The sequence below is a fragment of the Legionella sp. MW5194 genome, assembly GCF_016864235.1.
Taxonomy (GTDB): domain Bacteria; phylum Pseudomonadota; class Gammaproteobacteria; order Legionellales; family Legionellaceae; genus Legionella_C.
Window position 1 is genome coordinate 2107864 of sequence record NZ_CP045732.1, and the last position, 20726, is coordinate 2128589.

Here is a 20726-nt window from a genome sequence, read left to right on the forward strand (position 1 = left end):
CGTTAAATAGTCAATTTGTCAATCGCGGCAATAGTATGCATGTCTTTGTCGCCGCGTCCCGACAAATTGACAATGATTCGTTGGGTGGGCGCCATGGTCTTTGCGAGCTTCATGGCGTACGCCACCGCATGACTGGATTCCAGTGCCGGAATAATGCCTTCTGTTCGTGTGAGGGTACGGAATGCCTGAAGGGCTTCCTCATCGGTGATGGGGACGTACTGGACGCGGCCCTGATCTTTTAGATAGGCATGCTCAGGCCCCACGCCGGGATAATCAAGCCCTGCGGAGATGGAGTGAGTGTCTTTGATTTGGCCATTTTCATCGCACAACAGGTAAGTGCGGTTGCCATGCAAGACGCCGGGTTTACCTGCAATCAACGACGCCGCGTGTTCACCGCTTTCAATTCCTTTGCCTGCTGCCTCGACGCCATAAATGGCGACCGCTTCATCATCGAGGAAAGGGTAAAACAGTCCCATGGCATTGGAACCGCCTCCCACACAGGCCACCAGCGCATCCGGCAGAGAACCGGTTTTTTCAAGCATCTGCGCACGGGCTTCACGGCCAATAACGGCCTGAAAATCACGGACAATCTGCGGGTAAGGATGCGGACCCGCCACAGTGCCAATAATGTAGAAGGTGTTGTCGATGTTACTCACCCAATCACGCATGGCTTCATTCAAGGCATCTTTCAGGGTTCTGGAACCGGCGGTGACCGGCACCACCTCCGCCCCTAAAAGCTTCATGCGGTAAACGTTGCTGGCTTGTCGTTTGATGTCTTCCGAGCCCATGTAAACGACACAATCAAGGCCCAGTTTGGCTGCCACCGTGGCGGAGGCCACGCCATGCTGGCCGGCACCGGTTTCAGCAATGATGCGGGTCTTGCCCATGCGCTTGGCCAATAACCCCTGCCCCACGGTATTATTGATTTTATGTGCGCCGGTGTGATTAAGATCTTCCCGCTTTAAATAGATGCCTGCCCCGCCCAGTTGCCTGCTCAACCGTTCGGCATGGTATAACGGGGTAGCTCGACCGACATAATCCTTCAATTCTGACGTCAGTTCCGCCAGAAAATCAGGGTCCAAACGGTATTTTTCATAGGCTGTTTTTAACTGCTGCAACGCCTGCATCAAGGTATCGGCAACAAACACACCGCCATACGGGCCAAAATGGCCGTGTTCATCAGGAAGATCGCTGAAACGCATCTACATGTCTCCTAAGGCCTGAACAATTAATTTCATTTGATGATGATCTTTAATCCCGGGGGCTGATTCAATGCCGCTGCACACATCCACCGCATAGGGGCGATAAACACTAACCGCCTCCCTGACATTGCCGGCAGTAAGCCCGCCCGCCATTATCACCGCTTTATCGAGAGATGGAGGGATGGTATGCCAATCAAAGATCTTGCCGCTGCCGCCTCGCGAATCGCAGGGCGTATCCAGGAGAATGGCCCTGGCCGCGGCATAATCCTCTGCAGCCTTTAAAATAGCCTCGGCAGAAACCGCCGGGATAGCCTTAATGTAAGGAAAGGCAAATTGGTTACAAAACGCTGGGGATTCATCACCATGAAACTGCAGGCATTGAATCGGTAATTTTTTCACAATGTCATCAATCAGCGCCGGCTGCGGATTGACGACCACAGCGACAGCGCTCATAAACGGAGGCATCACCTGCATTAATTCACACGCTTGCTGAACTGAAATGGATCGCTTGCTTTGGTTATAAAAAATAAATCCTGCCGCATCAGCCCCGATGGCTGCTGCTTGCCTGATGTCTTCTTCGCGGGTCATACCGCACATCTTTATTCTAATGCGATTTGAGGTCAATCAACGCTCTCCAAGAAACAAAGGTCCAGGTGGCATTTGCATAACCCCGTACTCCTTGGGATAAGTAACCGCTACCAGATAAAGGCCATAAGGCGGCGCTGTTTCTGCACCAAGACGTCTGTCGCGAGCCAAAAGCACTTCTTTTACCCACTCTACCGGCTTTTTGCCCGAGCCCACGGCAATGAGCACGCCGGCAATGTTTCTCACCATGTGATGAAGAAAGGCATTGGCGGTAATGTCAATCACGATTAAATCACCCATACGAGCCACCTGCAATTGGTGCACGTTGCGCATGGGCGTATTGGATTGGCATTCGACGGAACGAAACGAAGTAAAATCATTTTCACCGACTAAGTATTTGCTGGCTTCAGCCATCAATTTATGGTCCAGAAGCCGGTACTGCCAGGTCACATTCCCCCTGAGCAGAGCAGGGCGTATGGATGCATTGTAAATGATGTAACGGTAACGGCGAGACAAGGCCGAGTAACGCGCGTTGAATTCGTCGGGCATCTCACGCCCCCACTTTACGCAGACGTCTTTGGGTAAAAATGAATTGGCGCCGTGAATCCAGGAACGAATGGTTCGTTCCTTGTCGCAGTCAAAATGGATAATCTGGTTGGTTGCATGGACGCCTGTATCCGTCCTGCCTGCGCAAACAACGCTAATCGGGCAATCAGCGACCCTTGATAGTGCTGATTCGATAACTTGCTGAACGGTATGCAGGCCAGTTTGTGCTTGCCAGCCATGGTACTGGCATCCATCGTATTCAACCCCCAAGGCAATACGCATCACTATTCCTGCCCAAAAGGGTCAATGTATAACACCAGCCGGCGTTTGTCCAGTCTGCTTTCGTGAATGGTGATCCTCACGAACAGGATTATTTTTTATCCATTTCATCCAGCAGTTTCTGGGCTTCCGCGCGTTGCTTTTTATTACCAAATTCGACGATTTCCTGCAGCGACTGCCTGGCTGCCTCCTGATCATCCATGCTCAGGTAGGTTTTCGCCAAAGCCAACAGCGTATCCAGGGCTTTTTTACTTTTCACCAGTTTCTGTGGTGCAGCCGGGTCTTGTGTCTCTTCCGATTCATCGGTCAATTCATCAGCCGTAAGAGGGATGTCTGCCACCGCGTCATCCCCATTAAACTCAGCCTCGAAGTTAAATTCATTCTCTTCCTCGTCCTGCACGGCGAACGGCTCATGGTCTTCTTCCGCGCTACCTTGCACCAGGGCGTCAAACTCCTTGTCGTCCTCCTGGCGTGCTTTAGCGGATTTTCCAGGTTTTTGTTCTGCTTCAAGGTTAAGTGGCGCAGCGTTAATGCCGGATATTGTTTCTTCCTCGGCAAGGCCATCAAAATTAATGACTGGGCCTTCCTCATTGGCATCCTCGTCTGACTTTAACAGTTCGTCAATTTCAGGCGATTCAATGCGTTCACCTTCAGTCTTCTCCGGTTCGACCTTTGCCGGTTCGTAAGGTAAACCCGCCTCAAAATCGAGCGCATGATCATCGCTTGCTTCCACTTCGGGTAAAGCCGCCTTTTCCTCTGTCGTTGTTTCAATGGGTGTTGGAATAAATTCAAGTCCATCATCCGCAACCTGTTCCACTTCCTCAGAAACCGTATGCTTTTGCTTATTCTCTTCTACCATTTTTTCAAGGCTTGGTTCAAAATCAAGCACAAAATTGTCGGACTCGGAAGCGTCCTCTTGAATGGGCGCAGGTGCTTCATCCGGCGTTACTGGTTGTATTGCTTCATGCACCTGGCTGTCGATACCCACTACCTCGACCGGGTAGTCGGAGGCCGTTTTCAGCAGGTCACTTAAAGGCCGCTTGAATTCTTTTTTCTCAGGCGTTTTTTCTGTTTCTTCAGCAACAGCAGCGGGCTCTTCGGTGAACTCATAAGAATCATTTTCATGAATGGCCATCGGCGGTTCCGTCTGTACAGGCTCCTCCAGAACAGCAGGACGTTCAATAGCCTGTTCAACCACCGTCTCGTTAACATCGGGCTTCTCTTCGCCCAGGTCACTTGCTGCCGCCGGTTCCTCCACAGGAAGGCTGTCTGTCGGCTCAGCCGTTGCCGCAGCCGGTTCGATGGCCGCCTGGTGAATGATTAACGCGTCTTTGGATTTGGATTTAGACCTGGGTTTCTCCGTTGTTGGCTTAACCCCATCACTCGCTTGGCCGGCAGAATCTACCGCACGTTCGCCTTCTGAGCGCTCAGGCTCAAAGGCTTGAGCCTGCAGCAGCGGCTTGACTGGCTGAGGGGGTGTATCGTTCGTTGGCTGATCCGGCTCAGACAGGGAATGGCGGCGGTTTGCTTGTTGTTTTAAGAAAAGCCAGGTGAAAGCACCAAGGCCGCCGGCAGCCAGTAGCAGCAACAGGTAAATCCATACATTGGATGAGTCTTCTTCAGCCTGCATCTGACTTGTCTGAGCGGCAATGGCCTGACGCTGCTTGAGCAGTAATGCCATTTGTTCGCGCAGCTGTCTGATGTCCTCGTCGCGTTTGCTCATCTGGTCCTGCAACGCTTTGTTGTTCTTCTCCAGGGATTGCAGTTGATTTTTTAACTGCGAGTTAACCAGGCGCATGGAATCAATGGCGGCATTGGTAACATCCATCTCCGCCTTCATCGCTGAATCCGGTTTCACCAACTGCTTGTCTGAAGCCACCGGTTTTTTGCTGTCTTCCGCCGACATGAGCGAATTCGAGGTGGAGAAAATGTCGGTAAAGGCATTGCCCTGGGTGGTTTTGTGCTGATTAAAGACAGGGGCCTGGGGAATAGTGGAAGGACTTGTCCCCGTGCCTGGATCGGTTATGGGCTTGGCGGCGGACGGGTTGTCGAACTGGGATGTGCCGGCAACACCGTCAATGTAAGGCGGCAACAGCACGTGCTTGATTTCTTCCTTGTTTCGCCAGGCCACATCATGCGCATCGACTTCGCCTCGCGCCAGATCTTCCGGTACTTTCTTCACCTCATCGCTTGATGGAATACGCAAACGCTCACCCGTTTTCAAGCCGTTGAGATTGCCTTGGGTAAAGGCCTGAGAGTTGGTTCCCACAATCGCTAAAATGACCTGTTGAATGGTTGTGTCCGGCGTGGTGTAGCGCTGGGCAATCTGCCAGATGCTTTCATTGGCGACAGTAGGACCATACGTTGCCTCCTTACGCACTTTGCCGCCTTCGGCACCCTGCTCGACCACATGCGAATAAGAGGGCTTGTCAACCACTCCCGGTTCGCTGGCATAGGTTTTAAGTTTGACCGGTGAACCCGTGGCTTTTATCCCGCCATTTAATTGATAACCCGGGGGATCAAGCAACACGGTGTACGCCCGATAAAGCTGACCATTGGCCCAGGTTAAATCGACAACAATTTCAAGAAAGGGCTCAACGATACGCTCATGGGAGGAAATATAAATGACAGGCTGTCCATGCTCATTTTTCTTTATTTCAAAACGCAACAGGGTGAGTATTTCATTTCGATCAAGACCAATGCGTGCAAAATCTTCCACTGAGGCTAAGCGGGCCTTGATGCCGGCCAGAGGAATATCGACATCGATCAGTTGAATTTCCGCTTTGAAAGGCTGATTTAAGGCGGATTCAACCGTCATGTCGCCCATGCCGAGTGAAAATGCAGCAAAGGGTAAAGATGCCATTATCGCGACGTACAACCGTGTCTTATTCAATTGGCGCTCCCTGCATGGACAATCTAACCTTTTAATTAATAGCCAAAAAATAGCATCTTCATCACGGGTATTCAACAGGTTCGATGACAATAAGGCTTGGTTGCCCTTTCGAACCTCAGATTGAAAATTTAATAATCACTGAAAAGCCGTTTTCAGCAATTTATAAAAAAGAGCATTGCATAAGCACGCCCGCTATTTCATAATCCGCCCACCATATTCTCTACGAGGATATTGCATGACTGCCTTCATTCTCGACGGCAAAGCCCTTGCCCGGTTAAAAAAAGACGAGCTCAAACTGGCCATTCAAGCACGGATTGCCAGCGGTCGACGCGCTCCGGCACTGGCCGTCATCCTGGTAGGCGATGACCCCGCTTCCCACATTTATGTGGCAAACAAAAGCAAAGCCTGCGTTGAGGTTGGCATAACCTCCGAATCCTATCAGTTGCCAGCGAAGACTTCAGAGCAGGAACTGCTGGATTTAATCAACCGATTAAATCACTCCCCTGCCATTGACGGCATTCTGGTACAACTGCCTCTTCCCGACCACATGGACACTCACAAAATCATTGAATGCATCAACCCTTTAAAAGACGTTGACGGTTTTCATCCTTACAATCTGGGGCGACTGGCGCAGCGTCTGCCGCTCCTGAGACCCTGTACGCCTTACGGCATTATCCAGTTGCTTCAGGCCAATGGCATCGCCCTGCGCGGCCGTCATGCGGTCGTGGTTGGCGCATCCAACATTGTCGGTCGGCCCATGGGGCTTGAATTTTTAGGCGAAGGGGCGACCGTGACTATTTGTCATCGCTTTACCCGCGAGCTTAAAGAGCATGTGCGCCTGGCTGATGTGCTGGTAATAGCCACGGGTAAACAGAATGTGGTGGATACCGACTGGCTGCATCGCGATCAGGTCGTTATTGATGTTGGTATTCATCGTCTCGCCGACGGAAAATTGCGCGGGGATATTGATTTTGACAGGGCTGTTACCCGGGTTGGCTGGATTACACCCGTCCCAGGCGGAGTCGGCCCCATGACCATTACTGCCCTGCTGCAAAACACCCTTTTTGCCGCAACGCATGATGACATCAGTCCCTACCATAAGTAGGCGGTGGGGTTATCGGGGCATTCGCCAAGACCGCATTCCGCCAAAATCGCGACAGCATTGGTTATCGCCAGAAAAAACAACAGAGCGAACACCGCATGCATGAGCGATTTCGTCGCCGGAGTATTGCGCCATTGCCTCTGATATTGCGTATCCATACCCAGGATGAGGGTATTAAACAGTACAATCGCCATGGAAATAATAAATGACCAGGTGTACATGTGCAGCCCTAAAATACTGGAACCATAGGCACCGCTGCCAGGAATCACATGCAAGGCAATCTGTCGTAAAGCCACAAAAGAAGTAAACAAAGCCCCGAGAAGCGTCAGGGCGTAATGACTGGGGCGCAGGCCAAAGCGTACATTCAGCAAGAAGCCAATGGCGGTGATTAAAAAACCGGCCCGCTGCAACAGGCATAATGGACAGGGCAATTCGTTAAAAACGAACTGAAAAACAAACGCCATCATTAAAACAAGAATGATGGCGAAGGCATTGAGAAGATTAACAAGCTGCATCATACGATTCATGAACGCCGTCTTCATTCCTGTTCCTATAAATTAAGATCCAACTGACTGGTGATGTGATGAAGAAAGGAAGCTGCACTCAGAAAAAAAGCAAAAACCAGCGTCACTAATGACAGGTTTCGCCGCCCGGCCCAGGCAAGCGCTATCACCAGAGCCAGAACCAGAAATAAAAATGCCATCATACCCTTCGTCCCTGAAAATGCGTTTTATCTACTATAACCCTTTGCGTGATGGCCGGCAATGATGGCTGTTTAAATAAAAAAGCAGCGGGTAATCCGCTGCTTTTTTCCTGTATTTGAAATAGCAATTGATTGCTGTTAAGGGGTTACTGCTGGTGACGGCGGGGGTGTTCCTGATAACAAATTTAACACCAGCAAAACAATAAAAATTACTAAAAATAAGAAGAATAATATTTTAGCAATTTCCGTTGCTGTTGATGCCACTCCCCGGAAACCAAACAAACCCGCGACAATGGCAATCACCAGAAAAACAAGAGCCCAATATAACATGGTTCACTCCTTAATTTAGTGTTTTCTGAATCGTTCCAATTGCTCGTCGATTTCGTCTTTGGTATAACCGTAATGCTTTGTTAATTTGCCATAAATCTCTTGATTGTCTCCTTCGATTTCAAGTAAATCATCGTCCGTAAGCCTTCCCCATTGCTGCTTTATTTTACCTTTCATTTCTTCCCAGCTTCCCTCAAATATTTCCTTATTCATTTTTAATTCTCCGTTGGGTAAAAATTTATTAATAAACCTAAGGAAAAAATAAAATTTACATTCCTCAATATATAAGAATAGTATTAACGAAATTAATTGTAAAATTTCAAAAATTTAAGCACATAATTATTAAGTAATTTTTAAAAATGCGAGTGGCAATGATAAGGACTTAGGCGGCAAATAAAAGCAAAAGAAGCCCAAGGCCGCTTTGGCCTCAGACTGTATTGGTATCAGGATGATTGCGGGGGGCTTAATGCCCTTTAACGATCCAGTTCATCCCAGTCAAAATCACCATCGAGCTCGTCGAATTCTTCTTTAAGTCGTTTCCTTTCCAGACGTTCTTCGAGTTTTTTGCGCAGGTGTTTTTTCCGATTTAACTCATCAGTATCCTCTTCGAAAGAAAAATCGGTAAACGAGTAGCTGTCATCATCCTGCTCTTTGTGCAAGCTCATGTCGGCCTCCGTAATGGTTCCACGTTATAAGTATAGTGCAAAGTGTGCCAATGATGAGGACTGAAAAAAAGAAGGCAGCGCCCTGCCAGTCAGGCTATAATCAACATCCCGTTGTCTTGCCATTGATTAGTTATGCTCAGTTACCAACACGGATACCATGCCGGAAATTTTGCCGATGTCATTAAGCATGTCACTTTAACCCGGCTTATCGATTACCTTGTGCAAAAGGACAAACCTGTTTTTTATTTAGAAACCCATGCCGGCCGAGGCCTTTATGATTTGAAAGACAGCCAGGCCAACAAAACCGCTGAATACAAACAGGGCATTTCCCTGCTTTGGGAAAATCAGCAGCAATTGCCGCCAGTTTTTCTCACTTACCTGAACCTGATAAAAGCCCGGAATCCCACACAGGCTCTGCGTTATTACCCGGGCTCCCCGGCCATTGCCATTGACCAATTCAGGAAGGACGATCGCTTGTTTTGCTGTGAACTCCATCCCCAGGAATTCGAACAGCTTAAGCAGTTAAAACGTCAGGGTAAACGGGTGTTTTTCAGTGAATCAGACGGTATTCATCAATTAAAGGCTCTGCTGCCGCCCCCCGAACGACGCGGCTTGATTTTTATTGACCCGGCCTATGAAATCAAAAGCGAATACAAGCACATTCCGCAAGCCATTAGGCAGGTCTTTCCCCATTTTTCCAATGGGGTTTATTGCCTGTGGTACCCTCTGGTGGATCATTATCACCATCAGCAATTGGTCAGAAATCTCGCTGAAATACCCGCGACCAATACCCTGCGCGTGGAATTTAATTTGACTAAAGCCCAAAGCGGTGGCATGACCGGATGCGGCCTGTGGATAGCCAACCCGCCCTATACCCTGGCAGGCGAACTGAAGGAGGCTCTGGATTACTTGCAAACGTTGTTCAATCCCGGCATTTCTTCTTATTACATGGAATAACCAGTAAGGAAAAAGCAGGATGACCATCATTCCAATTCCGGCGTTTACGGACAATTACATCTGGCTTGTCATCAATGAAGAGCAACACACAGCGATTTGTGTGGATCCAGGCGACAGTGAGCCGGTTTTACATTACCTGAATGAAAATCAACTGACGCTTGAAGCCATCGTGTTAACGCATCATCACTTTGATCATATTGGTGGTGTTGAAGGCTTATTGAACGCCAGGGCCAATACCCCGGTTTATGCCCCTGACGACTCTCGCATTCCGACGGTGACTCACGTCCTGCGTGCAGGCGACAGGCTCTGCTTTTCCAACATGACCTTACGGGTTTTATGCACAACCGGCCATACCTCAACCCACATCAGCCTGTATGATGAAGCACAAAACCTGCTTTTTTGCGGCGACACGCTGTTTTCAGCCGGTTGCGGGCGGGTGTTTGATGGCACGCTGGAAGCCTTGCACAGCTCGCTGGCACTCCTGAAAGCCTTACCGGACGCCACGCAGGTTTACTGCGCCCATGAGTACACGCAGCAGAATCTGCGTTTCGCAGCGCGTGTTGAACCGCAGAATGAGGAAATAAGCCGTTACCTGAACGAGCTCAATCAGCATCCAGGCCGCTGCACCCTGCCATCAACGATTGAGAAAGAAAAGAAAATCAACCCTTTTTTGCGCACACAGGAGCCGGGGGTCATCGCTTATGTTCGCAGCCGAGGCCTGGCCAGTCAGGAGTCCTTGCTGGTGTTTCAACAATTACGGGAAGACAAGAATAATTTTATGGCTTAGCATGGAAAATTTACAATCCCTTGTCTTTCAACAAGTAAGCAAATTGAGTATAATTTAACCCATCATCACTTCAGCGACAAAAAATGGTACGTAAGTTCAGACACATCGCATTTCTAGGGGACAGTTTATCCGATCGCGGCACTATGGATCGCCGTAAACTGTTCGGTTTTATTCCCATGGATTATTTAAGCGGCCTGAAAGGCAAATCGCCGCGCGGCCGTTTCACCAACGGCTTTTTATGGGGCGATTTTGTCGCAGCCACCACCGTTGAAGAGTTGGAAATTCAGCGTGCCCGTCGTCAAGAGAGGCTGCCTCACAGCGGCCAAGGGAATGCGGATTTGGCCGATGCCCTGCTCACCAATGATCATGGCTTTAAACGCCGCAATGAAAATGCCTTCTCGTTAAATGACGATTTGCATGTGCAGTATGAGGGCCATCGCCTCGCGCGTTTTTACTGCGAAGGCGGATTAACGGCGCATGATTACTCCGAAGAGTTTACCCTGGATTTAGGCAAGGAAGGGGCGCGTCAAATTGTCTCCAACCTCGGCGCCAAACGGCAATCCCTGCTGAATGATGATAAGAAATACAAGATTACACCAGCTGAAAAAGCAGACACCCTTATCGTGGAGTGGTCAGGCGCCAATGACCTGATTACGGTGAACGAAAAGCCCACCATGAAAGAAGTAGACAGGGCAGTCGATGCACGGATAGATAATCTAGAACAATTGATTGCTCAAGGCTATCGTAATTTTGTCCTGTTTAATCTGCCTGATTTGTCATTGACGCCACGTTACGCAAGAAAAGGCGGCAACGAACAAACCAATGCCCGGCTCTTGTCTCAGTACTTCAACGAGAAACTGGCCAAGCGATGCCATCACCTGAAGGAGAAATACGCCAAACTTAATCCGCCCATTTTCCTTGACGTGTTTGACGTCTGCACCCTTCTGCAACAAGCCTATGACAATCCGAAAAAGTACGGTTTTGATAAGGATAAATTAACCACGCCGTTTACTGAATCAGAAGCCTTCAACAAGGAACAGGAGGACCCTGTCGACACCCAAAAACAGATCTCCCCCTCTAAAGGGTTTATGTTCTGGGATGACGTCCATCCCACCGCCGACATGCACGCCTACCTGGCTGAAAAATTTGAACAGCAGTATAAAGGTCAGCTTAAGATTGAACCGCCGGCGTCGCAGCATGAGAATAAAAAAAGAGAGGAGCAGCGGCGTTTGGATAAATTGGGATTGGACAGAGCCGAGAAAGCCCTGCCTCGCCATTTATTGCCCTTATTGAAATCCTTAAATGAGCATGCAGAGGCTCTGATGAACTCTTCTTCTTTACTTCGACATTCTGAAGGGGAGTATCTTCATGGACTTTATTATTGTATTCTCCAGGCAAAAGGTGATTTGGAAATTATAACAGACACATTGACCGCTCTGCGAAAAAATAAAGCTAAAATGGATGTCATCCGAACGCATAAAAATCCGATTTATGATTTTTTTGCCCGCAAACACACCACCCACTCCGAAGACCTTATTCAAGCCCTCGAAAAAGCCGTGGAGGATGCCATCCAGGCGCACGATAGCCGTGATGAGGAAAAGGAAAGCCAGGGCCATTCACCACACTAGGTCTCTGGCATAAGCCAACGCAACACACGTCATTTACAGGGATGTAGAGGATGTTTGCGTAGGCCGAACGATTCTTAAATTGATCTTCCGAGACGCTGAATTGACGGTATTCTCATTGACAGGGAATTATACGGCCTCCCTGTCGTTTCTTCAGGTAACCACTACAGCCATCGGATGCTGCGGTGGTTTAAGACTGACTGATTCAATCAAAGAGGTTGTATGTTTTGTGCTTGAGGGCCTTTGGCTCCTTGCGTCACAGTGAATTGAACGCGTTGACCTTCTGTGAGAGTTTTAAACCCGGAGCTTACAATTTCTTTAAAATGAGCAAAAACATCCGGCCCGGAATCTTGCTCAATAAAACCAAATCCTTTGGCTTCGTTAAACCATTTAACGACTCCGTTTACTGTGTTAGACATAAGTATCCTTAGTGTTTATTGTACGACCTGTAAAGGCGAATTTAGCCGGAAACAAGAATTAAACTACCGAACGAGGGATTAAATGAATAAAACGACGATTTGCGGAGTATAAAATAGACATTTTCTAGCTTGGTCTAAAGTACTACTCCTTGAGGTTAAAAGTCAACCTTATTCGCTGTAATGGTTTTGTTGTGCTTTAGTCTGGCTTTCAGTTGTATCGACAACATTGCATCTCCTTTCCTCTAAAAAGGGATTGTCTATTTGTTATTCATTATGAATAAACCAAACAAATAAAAGAACCAATTAAAACCTATTCGGTTAATAAATCAGCAAAAAGGGTTTATTGACGGGCCATAATTTAGTACACTGGCAAGCCAATAATTAAATAACAGGCTTTTGCATTGAAGTATAAGGCATCAATTGTTACGGGATTGTTTCTTTTATTTTCAATCTGTTGCAGCATGTTCACCGCTGCTTTCGCCAGCGCCATCCCCTCGGTCTGGGATGTGTTACGTGGCCAATTAAAACTTAATCACGAAGTAACTCAACCCGAGGTTCAGGCGCAATTGCGCTGGCTTATTTCACATCCCAGCTACCTGCAAAAGCTGGCACGTTCAGAACCCTACATTTACCACATTGTCACGGAAATTCGTAAACGTAACATGCCCGGCGAAATTGCCCTGCTGCCCATGATCGAAAGCGCTTACGACCCCTTTGCCTATTCAGGAGCCGGGGCAGCCGGTTTATGGCAGCTCATGCCAGGAACCGGTAATAACCTCGGATTAAAACAGGATTGGTGGTTTGATGCCCGCCGCAGTATTCGTCCTTCAACCGATGCGGCACTGAATTACCTGACCTACCTCAATAAATACTTTAACGGCAACTGGATACTGGCGATTGCCGCCTATGATTCAGGCGAAGGCACCATCTCCAAAGCCATCAAGAACAGTGGCCAATCGCGCAATGTGCGTTTCTGGAATCTGCCGGTACCCGAAGAAACGCGAGCCTATGTCCCACGCCTCCTCGCCCTGGCTGAAATTATTAAGTACCCGCAACGTTACCATGTTACCCTGCCTGATATCCCGCACACGCCTTATTTTGAAGAAGTGAACATCGGCAGCCAGATTGATTTAAACCATGCCGCCAAACTGGCAGGCATTTCCTACAGCGACCTGATTAAATTAAATCCTGGTTACAACCGCTGGGCGACAGCGCCTTACAAGCCATTCAAATTATTAATTCCAGCCGACAAGGTGGCTTATTTTAATCGCAATCTCGCCTTGGTTCCTCAGGAAAAGCGGGTCAGCCTGACCCGCCACCAGGTAAAAAACGGCGACAGCCTCAATTCCATCGCCCAGCGCTATTTCACAACGGTAAAAATGATCCGCGAACTGAATCAACTGCATTCAGAGAAATTAAAAGCAGGGCAATTCCTGTTGATCCCAAGCAGTAAAAACACCAGTGTCGCGGCCTCCAAACGGCCCACCGTGCTGAATACCCCCGACACGCCGGCAACTACCCAGACCTATAAAGTGCTCCATATTGTCCAGCCAGGCGACAGCTTCCATAGCCTTGAAACCAAATACAATGTTCAGGCCGCCGAAATACGCCGCTGGAACAAAATTCCAGGTCACGCCCTGTTGCGTAAGGGGCAGCAATTGATCATCTGGAAACGCGTGGTTAAAGCCGGCGTCTACACGGTGAAAGCGGGCGATAACTTAAGCCGCATCGCCCAGCGCTACAAAACAACCGTGGCCAATCTGACCCGTTTAAACCCGCACATCAACAGCCGTCTGCTCAAGCCGGGTCAGAAATTAATTCTCGGCTAGTTCGGACCGGGTGGAAATGGCTGACGCGCCTGTGAAACATCAGGCGCCATTTTTAATTTATACAAAAAAACCCGCTTGAAATTGTTAAACCCTTCTCCCGTTTTTGCCGAAGTCTCAAGGGCCATGCTGTCGCTGTTATTACCCGGCAATTTCTCATCGGCTTTGGTCCCCACGATCATCCGGCTGACCTGCGGAAAAAAACGCTCAGCATAAGCCCGTCCGGTGTTACAGGCCTGATTAAAATGGGGGGAGGACAAATCACCCACAATGAGAATCAAATCATACTTTTCCTTCCCTCGAGGGTGGCCCATTGCGGTTTCATCCATGTCCTGATGCAAATCAAACACAATGGCGATGTTTTCATCCTGATCCGTCAGCGTTAACGTTGAAAACCGCCCCGTATCCTGCACCCATAAATTATCCTTGTAATAGAGTAGAAAGGCTCTTTTCCCACACGCCTCCTCTCCCAATACGAGAACACGCCTGGCTGGACTCTTCTCAACAAAAAACCCCATAATTCCATTCCTTAATGGCAAATAAACAAGCAACAGGCCGTGGGATGCTTATGCCCGCCTGAACGATCGATCAAAATGAGTATTTATTATACAATAATAGTACTTAATGAACATTTTGGCAGTAAAACAGAAGGATTTAATCCGGAGGAGGCTTAAGACACCGTAAAGAAAAGTAAATATAGGCAAACTTCCTTGCATGTTGCAGGTAAATGGTGTGTTATACTTAATGATAACTTAACTGCCTGTAAAAATTAGCAAACACCCCATGAAATTATTGTTTGACTTTTTTCCAATACTTCTGTTCTTTATCACTTATAAGCTGTATGGCATCTATTATGCTACCGCTGTTGCAATGCTTTCTTCCTTAATCCAGGTTATCTTCTTCAGACTCAAGTACCAGCGCTACGAAAAAATGCATTTGATAGGCCTTGGTGTAATTTTTATTTTGGGTGGCGCTACTCTTATCCTTCACGATCCCTGGTTTATCAAATGGAAACCAACCGGGATTTATTGGTTGACTGCCCTGGTTTTTTTAGGCTCACGCTTCATCGGCAGTCGCACCCTAATCCAGAAAATGATAGAGCATAACATCAAGTTGCCCATGCATACCTGGTATCGGCTGAATTATGCCTGGGCGGGCTTTTTTATACTGATGGGCATTTTAAATCTTTATGTGGCCTACCATTACAGTACGGATGTATGGGTCAATTTCAAATTATTTGGCGGCGCAGGATTAACATTGCTGTTTGTGTTTCTACAGGCTATTTATTTAAGTCGGCACCTTATCGAAAAGGAAGACGAAAACCAACCCTCCAGGGATTCCGGGAAAAGTCTGCCATAACATTTGGAGCAAACCATGAGATTGCTACTGGTAGAAGATGATGAATTGCTGGGTGATGCCGTCAAGGCGGGCCTGACGCAATTTGGCTACATTGTGGACTGGCTTAAAGACGGCGAGGCTGCCCGCGCCGCTGTAAAAGCTGAATCATTCGAATTGATCATTTTAGACCTCGGTTTACCCAAATTATCCGGTCTTGGGTTTTTACAAGCCATTCGCAACGAAGGCAACGCAACGCCTGTGATTATCCTGACGGCCCGTGAATCAATCGAGGACAGGGTAAAAGGATTGGACAGCGGTGCCGATGATTACCTGATCAAACCCTTTGATTTAAATGAATTGAGCGCGCGGGTAAGGGCCCTGGTTCGACGCTCGACTGGCCGTGCCGATTCCGTACTGCAGTACCGCAATGTCACGCTTGATCCGGCGGCGCATAGCGTGTATGTCGATGACACCATCGTCAATGTCCCCCGCCGCGAATTTGCCTTGTTGCAGAAGCTCCTGGAAAATAGCGGTCAAGTCCTCTCCAGAGAGCAATTAATGCAAAGCATCTACGGGTGGGATGAAGACGTCGATAGCAACGCGCTGGAAGTTCACATTCATAACCTGCGTAAGAAGCTCAATGCCAATTTCATCCGTACGATTCGCGGTGTAGGGTACATGGCTGAAAAAAACGAGAGTAACTGACGTCTGTGAAATCTTCAATACGCAAGTTTTTATTGATCAATCTTCTATTGGCTATCACGATCACGACGACGTTAACTGCCATAGGGAACTATTACCTCGATCAGAAAGACATTCAGGAGCACCTGGATACGCTGATGGCGATTTCCGCTTTATCCTACCAGGCCCTGCTTGGGGATGATCTGCATGAGCGCCCCCTGGTGAAGATTCAAAATAACCTGGAAATCATTCCACAGAAAATTGAAAATTATTACCAACGGCGTTTTTTAAACGATTTACCGCCTAAAAACTACCTTGATAAATTTAACTTTCAAGTCTGGACCAACGGTGGAAAATTGCTCCTGCATTCCTCCACTGCCCCTAAAATTCCTTTAACCGCTGAAGAAGACGGGTTTAGCGACAAATACCTGTCGGATCAAAAATGGCGGGTATTTACCACCTACAATGACAAGGCCGGCATACGCACCGTACTGGCAGAACGCTATGACACCCGCAATGAATTGGGGCATCGCATCGCCCAGGATGACCTCTACATTATGCTGCTGACCTTCCCGCTTTCCGGTCTGCTCATCTGGATTATTATCGGTCGCGGCCTAGATAGCCTGGATCGTGTCGCACAGGAAGTGGCTAACCGAGCCCCGACCCATTTAAAGCCAGTGGATCTGGAAGAAGTCCCCGAAGAAATAAAACCCGTTATTGATGAATTGAATAAATTGTTTTATCGCCTGCAGGAAGGATTCGAGCGCGAGAAACGCTTTGCCGCTGACGCAGCCCATGAATTGCGAACGCCGCTTGCCGCGCTCAAAGCCCAGGCTCAGGTGGCCTTGAATACCAATGATCTTGAAGAAAAAAACCTGGCTTTGCAAAAACTCATTGCCAGCGTCAATCGCAGCACTCACATTGTGCAGCAGCTTTTAACCATGAGCAAACTGGTTCCTGAAGCCAATTCGCTGAATGACATTGATGCGGTCAATCTGGTCAAAATTACCCGGGAAGTACTAGCCATGCTGGCGCCCAGTGCTGTCGAAAAGCAGATTGAGCTGGAGTTTGAGCATGAAGAGAACCTGCCCGAGTTTGCCGGCAATCTGACAGCCATCAGTATTCTTATTCGCAATCTGGTTGACAATGCCATCCGCTATTGCAAGGATGCCGGCAAGGTCCTGGTGCAGGTTTACCAGAAAAACGACGACATCCTGCTCCAAGTCTCTGATAATGGTCCAGGTATACCCAGTGAATTGCAGTCACGCGTTTTTGAGCGTTTTTTCAGGGTGTTAGGGAATAAAAGTCACGGCAGTGGACTGGGCCTTGCCATTGTCAGACAAATTACCGATCTCCACGGCGGCAAAGTGGAACTGGATTCACCCAAAGAAGGCACAGGCCTCATTGTCAGGGTTTATTTCCCTCTGCATCAGGACAATTCAAAAGAGCAGTTTACAGAATAATGACCCAGCAGGCTTTCACTCAGGCTGAAGGTTAGCCTGCCTCAGCTGACCGGTAGTTAAGCCCTCACCGCGAGAAGCTGCAGGGCTTGGCGAATCAACTGTTCGCAGTTTTTTGTGCCGTCATCTATTTTTTTAATGACTTTCACTGCATCCTGACTTTTATAGCCCAACGCTTCAAGCGCACTGATGGCTTCCTGCTGGTCATGGTGCAGACCGCCCGCTGATTTTGAGGTAAACAAATGGAACGACTCGACATTCGCCAAATGACTGAGATTGTCTTTCATCTCCATGACTAAACGTTCTGCTGTTTTTTTGCCAATGCCAGGGATATGAGTCAATTGCAGGGTATTGTTCTGATGGACACATTGGATAAATTCATGAGGGGTAATGCTTGAAAGGATACTCAAGGCCACCTTGGGGCCGATGCCGTTAACCTTGAGTAAAGCCCTGAACAAAGCCCGCTCCTGCTTATCCGCAAAGCCATAAAGTAACAGGGCATCTTCGCGCACAATGGTATGAATATGCAAACCCAGCAGGCCTTCTCTGGATTCCACTTCAAAAAAAGTAGGCAACGAAGTTTCAATGTCGTACCCGACGCCATTCACATCGAGTACCATTTTTCCTGGGTGTTCCTTATCAATAATTTTTCCCTGCAGCCAGCCTATCATTGCGTTATCCTCCGGAGCTGTTTCTGTTGACGTCCAACTAAACTTTGACGCCAGTGGCTGTGGCAAATGGCAATAGCCAGGGCATCTGCCGCATCTGTTTGCGGCGAACTGTTTAACATCAGCAAATGAATCACCATTTGCTTGACCTGATCCTTGGTAGCGCCGCCATACCCTACAAGCGCCTGCTTCACCTCACGCGGCGAATATTCATTGATTTTTACACGATGGGAAGCCGCAGCCACCATGGCAGCCCCCCGCGCATGCCCCAATTTCAATGCCGAATTGGGGTTTTGATGCATAAACACCTGTTCAATGGCCACTTCATCCGGGCTGAAATGATCCATTAGCTGGCAGATGCCGTCAAAGATTTCCAGCAGGCGCTCGCTTAACTCGCCGTCTGCCGTGCGTATGCAACCGCTGTCGACATACGTAATACGCCGTTTTTCTTCCCGGATAATCCCGTAACCCGTGACACGGGAGCCGGGATCAATGCCTAGAATAATGCTCATCCAGCCATGGATTCCAGTAAAGCCTCCGGAAACTGGGCATTGCTGTGAACTTCCTGGACGTCATCCAAATCTTCCAGCATGTCAATCAATTTAATCAGGGTTTCAGCGGAATCGTTATCGATAGTCACCAGGGTTTGCGCATTCATGGTTAGGCCGGATTGTTCAATCTCATAACCGGCTTCCTGCAGGGCATGAAGCACGGCGTGATAGGTTTCCGCACTGGTAATCACTTCAATTTGGCCATCCTCAACCAGTACATCGTCGGCGCCTGCCTCAATGGCGAGTTCCATCACTGCCTCTTCGGGTTGACCCGCTGCCAGCAGGATAGAACCCTGTTTGGTGAAAAGATAAGAAACGGAGCCATCTGTGCCCAGATTACCGCCGTGTTTGGTGAACGCATGCCGCACCTCAGAAACCGTGCGGTTTTTGTTATCGGACAAGCAATCAACCAGAATGGCGACGCCGCCCGGTCCGTAACCTTCGTAGCGCATTTCCATCATGTTTTCACCGTCTAAACCGCCTGCCCCGCGTTTAATGGCGTTGTCAATGGTGTCACGCTTCATGTTGGCTTTCAGCGCTTTGATCACTGCGTCGCGAAGGCGCGGATTCGATGATTCATCACCGCCGCCCATTCTAGCCGAAACGGTAATTTCACGGATTAATTTAGTAAAAATTTTCCCGCGTTTGGCATCCTGGACACCTTTCCTGAATTTGATATTCGCCCATTTACTATGACCGGCCATCGCCTTTACCTCTATACTGTCAAATAGTCAAATTATACCTTGTTCGGGAAATAAAAAGAACGGGAGACTGAATGAAACTCGACAAGCTTATTTGCTTCAAGCTATGCTAGTGACCTTATTTTGCAAGGGAGGAGGCATTGAGTGTATCTCGCAGGCTTTGGCAACTTTCATCAAACGGAAGCAATCCCGGGTTCTTTACCGAAAGAACAGAATTCGCCTCAGGAATGTCCTTTCGGTCTTTACGCCGAACAATTAAGTGGCAGTGCCTTTACCAGGCCCCGCCACCTCAACCTGCGAAGCTGGCTCTATCGCACAGCGCCGTCGGTTATCCAGGGCGATTACGTTCCTTATCGGGAGCAACCCTTAGTCCAGTTTGATACGCTGCAACCCCCCAACCCGTTTCGCTGGTCGCCTTTCCCCTCCAGGGATGAGCCGACGGATTTCGTTGACGGGCTTTTTCATTTAGCCGGCAATACCAGTAACAATGCGTTCCTCTACCAGTGCAACCGTTCCATGCACCAGCGTTATTTTTCCAACAGCGACGGTGAAATGCTGCTCGTCCCCTACCTCGGAGATCTGCTGCTTCACACGGAATTTGGCAAACTGTCCATTGGTCCGGGTAAAATTGCGGTGATTCCCCGCGGGGTTAAGTTCCGGGTGGAATTAAACAGCCCGCTTGCCTCAGGTTACCTGTGTGAAAACGCCGGCATGCCGCTTACCCTGCCGCAATTAGGCCCGATTGGCGCCAACGGCTTGGCCAATCCCCGTCATTTTCTATATCCCTGCGCTGATTATGAGGAGCGGCATCACGAGGTGAAACTGATATGTAAATACCAACACCGTCTCTGGGCAGCCGATAGCCCCCACTCCCCGCTCAATGTGGTCGCCTGGCAGGGAAATTACGCCCCCTACAGTTACGATCTTTCATTATTCAATACCATCAATACCGTCAGTTTTGATCACCCCGATCCATCCATTTTTACAGTGTTGACTTCCGAAAGCCACCTACCCGGCATTGCCAACCTGGATTTTGTCATTTTCCCGCCGCGATGGATGGTGGCCGAGCACACCTTCCGCCCGCCCTACTTCCACCGCAACATCATGAGTGAGCTCATGGGATTAATTCAGGGTGAATACGATGCCAAACCGGATGGTTTTTTGCCAGGCGGCGTTAGCATCCATAATTGCATGACCGCGCATGGACCGGACAACACCGCCTATCAACAGGCGATTAAGGATCCGTTAAAACCGGTACAGTATAAAAATACCCTGGCTTTTATGTTTGAAACCAACGAAACCTGGCTAATAAACCCAACGGCCATGGCGCATCCGGCAAGACAAAAGGACTACACCCAGTGCTGGCAAACCCTGCCATTCGCTTACACGTCGTAACAAGCGGGGAGATTCT

Annotated in this window: 23 protein-coding genes; 9 read left to right on the top strand and 14 right to left on the bottom strand. The window is 48.7% G+C overall.

Features of this window, described 5'->3' with window-relative positions; translation table 11 throughout:
• Nucleotides 1–2 precede the first annotated feature (2 nt).
• The 4 genes from trpB to GH742_RS09790 form a co-directional block, all read right to left on the bottom strand.
• Nucleotides 3–1202, bottom strand: a complete 1200-nt coding sequence (gene trpB / locus GH742_RS09775; protein WP_203454791.1) for a tryptophan synthase subunit beta — start codon at nucleotides 1200–1202, stop codon at nucleotides 3–5.
• On the bottom strand, nucleotides 1203–1826 hold the full coding sequence (locus tag GH742_RS09780; protein WP_203454792.1) for a phosphoribosylanthranilate isomerase: 624 nt from the start codon (nucleotides 1824–1826) through the stop codon (nucleotides 1203–1205). It lies immediately after the preceding gene.
• A complete protein-coding gene (truA, locus tag GH742_RS09785; RefSeq protein WP_203454793.1) occupies nucleotides 1827–2615 on the bottom strand; it encodes a tRNA pseudouridine(38-40) synthase TruA in 789 nt (262 codons plus the stop codon).
• 88 nt (nucleotides 2616–2703) lie between these two features.
• The gene (locus GH742_RS09790) at nucleotides 2704–5505 is read right to left on the bottom strand and encodes a FimV/HubP family polar landmark protein (RefSeq protein WP_203454794.1); all 2802 of its coding nucleotides are present in this window, start codon (nucleotides 5503–5505) and stop codon (nucleotides 2704–2706) included.
• 235 nt (nucleotides 5506–5740) lie between these two features.
• Between GH742_RS09790 and folD the strand changes: the two genes are divergently transcribed.
• Entirely contained in the window at nucleotides 5741–6610 is an 870-nt protein-coding gene (gene folD, locus GH742_RS09795) for a bifunctional methylenetetrahydrofolate dehydrogenase/methenyltetrahydrofolate cyclohydrolase FolD (RefSeq protein ID WP_203454795.1), read from the top strand.
• On the opposite strand, the gene GH742_RS09800 is transcribed toward folD, so the two are convergent.
• From GH742_RS09800 to GH742_RS09820, 5 genes are all read right to left on the bottom strand, one after another.
• Nucleotides 6598–7149 carry a disulfide bond formation protein B gene (locus GH742_RS09800; protein WP_203454796.1) on the bottom strand — a complete coding sequence of 184 codons (552 nt, stop codon included), beginning with the start codon at nucleotides 7147–7149 and terminating at the stop codon, nucleotides 6598–6600. The two genes, folD and GH742_RS09800, sit on opposite strands and share 13 nt — an antisense overlap.
• Nucleotides 7150–7157: 8 nt before the next feature.
• Nucleotides 7158–7313 (bottom strand): DUF5993 family protein, encoded by a 156-nt coding sequence (locus tag GH742_RS09805; protein ID WP_203454797.1) that lies wholly within the window; start codon nucleotides 7311–7313, stop codon nucleotides 7158–7160.
• 135 nt (nucleotides 7314–7448) lie between these two features.
• The gene (locus GH742_RS09810; RefSeq protein ID WP_108292781.1) at nucleotides 7449–7640 is read right to left on the bottom strand and encodes a DUF1328 domain-containing protein; all 192 of its coding nucleotides are present in this window, start codon (nucleotides 7638–7640) and stop codon (nucleotides 7449–7451) included.
• A 15-nt stretch (nucleotides 7641–7655) separates the two neighbouring features.
• Nucleotides 7656–7850 (bottom strand): CsbD family protein, encoded by a 195-nt coding sequence (locus GH742_RS09815; RefSeq protein ID WP_203454798.1) that lies wholly within the window; start codon nucleotides 7848–7850, stop codon nucleotides 7656–7658.
• A gap of 260 nt (nucleotides 7851–8110) precedes the next feature.
• Nucleotides 8111–8302: a hypothetical protein gene (locus GH742_RS09820; protein ID WP_203454799.1), complete on the bottom strand. Its 192-nt coding sequence runs from the start codon at nucleotides 8300–8302 to the stop codon at nucleotides 8111–8113.
• Between the two features lie 132 nt (nucleotides 8303–8434).
• Here GH742_RS09820 and GH742_RS09825 point away from each other — a divergent pair, with 132 nt between their 5' ends.
• From GH742_RS09825 to GH742_RS09835, 3 genes are all read left to right on the top strand, one after another.
• The gene (locus GH742_RS09825) at nucleotides 8435–9259 is read left to right on the top strand and encodes a 23S rRNA (adenine(2030)-N(6))-methyltransferase RlmJ (protein ID WP_203454800.1); all 825 of its coding nucleotides are present in this window, start codon (nucleotides 8435–8437) and stop codon (nucleotides 9257–9259) included.
• Nucleotides 9260–9278: 19 nt separating this feature from the next.
• Nucleotides 9279–10046: a hydroxyacylglutathione hydrolase gene (gloB, locus tag GH742_RS09830; protein ID WP_203454801.1), complete on the top strand. Its 768-nt coding sequence runs from the start codon at nucleotides 9279–9281 to the stop codon at nucleotides 10044–10046.
• A gap of 83 nt (nucleotides 10047–10129) precedes the next feature.
• The gene (locus GH742_RS09835; RefSeq protein ID WP_203454802.1) at nucleotides 10130–11674 is read left to right on the top strand and encodes an SGNH/GDSL hydrolase family protein; all 1545 of its coding nucleotides are present in this window, start codon (nucleotides 10130–10132) and stop codon (nucleotides 11672–11674) included.
• 206 nt (nucleotides 11675–11880) lie between these two features.
• On the opposite strand, the gene GH742_RS09840 is transcribed toward GH742_RS09835, so the two are convergent.
• On the bottom strand, nucleotides 11881–12090 hold the full coding sequence (locus GH742_RS09840; RefSeq protein WP_203454803.1) for a cold-shock protein: 210 nt from the start codon (nucleotides 12088–12090) through the stop codon (nucleotides 11881–11883).
• A gap of 461 nt (nucleotides 12091–12551) precedes the next feature.
• Between GH742_RS09840 and GH742_RS09845 the strand changes: the two genes are divergently transcribed.
• Nucleotides 12552–13919, top strand: a complete 1368-nt coding sequence (locus GH742_RS09845; protein ID WP_203454804.1) for a LysM peptidoglycan-binding domain-containing protein — start codon at nucleotides 12552–12554, stop codon at nucleotides 13917–13919.
• On the opposite strand, the gene GH742_RS09850 is transcribed toward GH742_RS09845, so the two are convergent.
• Nucleotides 13916–14434, bottom strand: coding sequence for a Rab family GTPase (locus tag GH742_RS09850; RefSeq protein WP_203454805.1), 519 nt, complete (start codon nucleotides 14432–14434; stop codon nucleotides 13916–13918). The two genes, GH742_RS09845 and GH742_RS09850, sit on opposite strands and share 4 nt — an antisense overlap.
• Nucleotides 14435–14699: 265 nt before the next feature.
• On the opposite strand from GH742_RS09850, the gene GH742_RS09855 reads away from it, so the two are divergent.
• From GH742_RS09855 to GH742_RS09865, 3 genes are read left to right on the top strand one after another with little or no spacing between them, the layout of a single operon-like run.
• Nucleotides 14700–15275: a septation protein A gene (locus tag GH742_RS09855; RefSeq protein WP_203454806.1), complete on the top strand. Its 576-nt coding sequence runs from the start codon at nucleotides 14700–14702 to the stop codon at nucleotides 15273–15275.
• 15 nt (nucleotides 15276–15290) lie between these two features.
• The gene (locus GH742_RS09860; RefSeq protein ID WP_058531389.1) at nucleotides 15291–15959 is read left to right on the top strand and encodes a response regulator; all 669 of its coding nucleotides are present in this window, start codon (nucleotides 15291–15293) and stop codon (nucleotides 15957–15959) included.
• A gap of 5 nt (nucleotides 15960–15964) precedes the next feature.
• Complete coding sequence (locus GH742_RS09865; protein WP_203454807.1) at nucleotides 15965–17398, top strand: ATP-binding protein; 1434 nt, start codon at nucleotides 15965–15967, stop codon at nucleotides 17396–17398.
• A gap of 56 nt (nucleotides 17399–17454) precedes the next feature.
• Here the strand turns inward: GH742_RS09865 and ruvA are convergent, their stop codons facing one another.
• From ruvA to GH742_RS09880, 3 genes are read right to left on the bottom strand one after another with little or no spacing between them, the layout of a single operon-like run.
• Nucleotides 17455–18066: a Holliday junction branch migration protein RuvA gene (gene ruvA / locus GH742_RS09870; RefSeq protein ID WP_203454808.1), complete on the bottom strand. Its 612-nt coding sequence runs from the start codon at nucleotides 18064–18066 to the stop codon at nucleotides 17455–17457.
• Complete coding sequence (ruvC, locus tag GH742_RS09875) at nucleotides 18063–18575, bottom strand: crossover junction endodeoxyribonuclease RuvC (protein WP_203454809.1); 513 nt, start codon at nucleotides 18573–18575, stop codon at nucleotides 18063–18065. Before ruvC ends, ruvA begins: the two co-directional genes overlap by 4 nt.
• Nucleotides 18572–19318 (bottom strand): YebC/PmpR family DNA-binding transcriptional regulator, encoded by a 747-nt coding sequence (locus tag GH742_RS09880; protein ID WP_115300809.1) that lies wholly within the window; start codon nucleotides 19316–19318, stop codon nucleotides 18572–18574. The genes ruvC and GH742_RS09880 overlap by 4 nt, the downstream gene beginning before the upstream one ends.
• A gap of 141 nt (nucleotides 19319–19459) precedes the next feature.
• Here GH742_RS09880 and hmgA point away from each other — a divergent pair, with 141 nt between their 5' ends.
• On the top strand, nucleotides 19460–20710 hold the full coding sequence (gene hmgA / locus GH742_RS09885; protein WP_203454810.1) for a homogentisate 1,2-dioxygenase: 1251 nt from the start codon (nucleotides 19460–19462) through the stop codon (nucleotides 20708–20710).
• The last annotated feature ends 16 nt before the right edge of the window (nucleotides 20711–20726 follow it).

Bases quoted from the DNA above. Each gene is read 5' to 3' on its own strand.
- folD (WP_203454795.1), top strand. From the start codon at position 5,741: ATGACTGCCTTCATTCTCGACGGCAAAGCCCTTGCCCGGTTAAAAAAA.
- ruvA (WP_203454808.1), bottom strand. From the start codon at position 18,066: ATGATAGGCTGGCTGCAGGGAAAAATTATTGATAAGGAACACCCAGGA.
- GH742_RS09815 (WP_203454798.1), bottom strand. From the start codon at position 7,850: ATGAATAAGGAAATATTTGAGGGAAGCTGGGAAGAAATGAAAGGTAAA.
- GH742_RS09825 (WP_203454800.1), top strand. From the start codon at position 8,435: ATGCTCAGTTACCAACACGGATACCATGCCGGAAATTTTGCCGATGTC.
- GH742_RS09845 (WP_203454804.1), top strand. From the start codon at position 12,552: ATGTTCACCGCTGCTTTCGCCAGCGCCATCCCCTCGGTCTGGGATGTG.
- GH742_RS09840 (WP_203454803.1), bottom strand. From the start codon at position 12,090: ATGTCTAACACAGTAAACGGAGTCGTTAAATGGTTTAACGAAGCCAAA.
- GH742_RS09880 (WP_115300809.1), bottom strand. From the start codon at position 19,318: ATGGCCGGTCATAGTAAATGGGCGAATATCAAATTCAGGAAAGGTGTC.
- GH742_RS09860 (WP_058531389.1), top strand. From the start codon at position 15,291: ATGAGATTGCTACTGGTAGAAGATGATGAATTGCTGGGTGATGCCGTC.
- GH742_RS09850 (WP_203454805.1), bottom strand. From the start codon at position 14,434: ATGGGGTTTTTTGTTGAGAAGAGTCCAGCCAGGCGTGTTCTCGTATTG.
- GH742_RS09855 (WP_203454806.1), top strand. From the start codon at position 14,700: ATGAAATTATTGTTTGACTTTTTTCCAATACTTCTGTTCTTTATCACT.
- GH742_RS09810 (WP_108292781.1), bottom strand. From the start codon at position 7,640: ATGTTATATTGGGCTCTTGTTTTTCTGGTGATTGCCATTGTCGCGGGT.
- gloB (WP_203454801.1), top strand. From the start codon at position 9,279: ATGACCATCATTCCAATTCCGGCGTTTACGGACAATTACATCTGGCTT.
- trpB (WP_203454791.1), bottom strand. From the start codon at position 1,202: ATGCGTTTCAGCGATCTTCCTGATGAACACGGCCATTTTGGCCCGTAT.
- GH742_RS09800 (WP_203454796.1), bottom strand. From the start codon at position 7,149: ATGAAGACGGCGTTCATGAATCGTATGATGCAGCTTGTTAATCTTCTC.
- ruvC (WP_203454809.1), bottom strand. From the start codon at position 18,575: ATGAGCATTATTCTAGGCATTGATCCCGGCTCCCGTGTCACGGGTTAC.
- GH742_RS09835 (WP_203454802.1), top strand. From the start codon at position 10,130: ATGGTACGTAAGTTCAGACACATCGCATTTCTAGGGGACAGTTTATCC.
- GH742_RS09820 (WP_203454799.1), bottom strand. From the start codon at position 8,302: ATGAGCTTGCACAAAGAGCAGGATGATGACAGCTACTCGTTTACCGAT.
- truA (WP_203454793.1), bottom strand. From the start codon at position 2,615: ATGCGTATTGCCTTGGGGGTTGAATACGATGGATGCCAGTACCATGGC.
- GH742_RS09805 (WP_203454797.1), bottom strand. From the start codon at position 7,313: ATGATGGCATTTTTATTTCTGGTTCTGGCTCTGGTGATAGCGCTTGCC.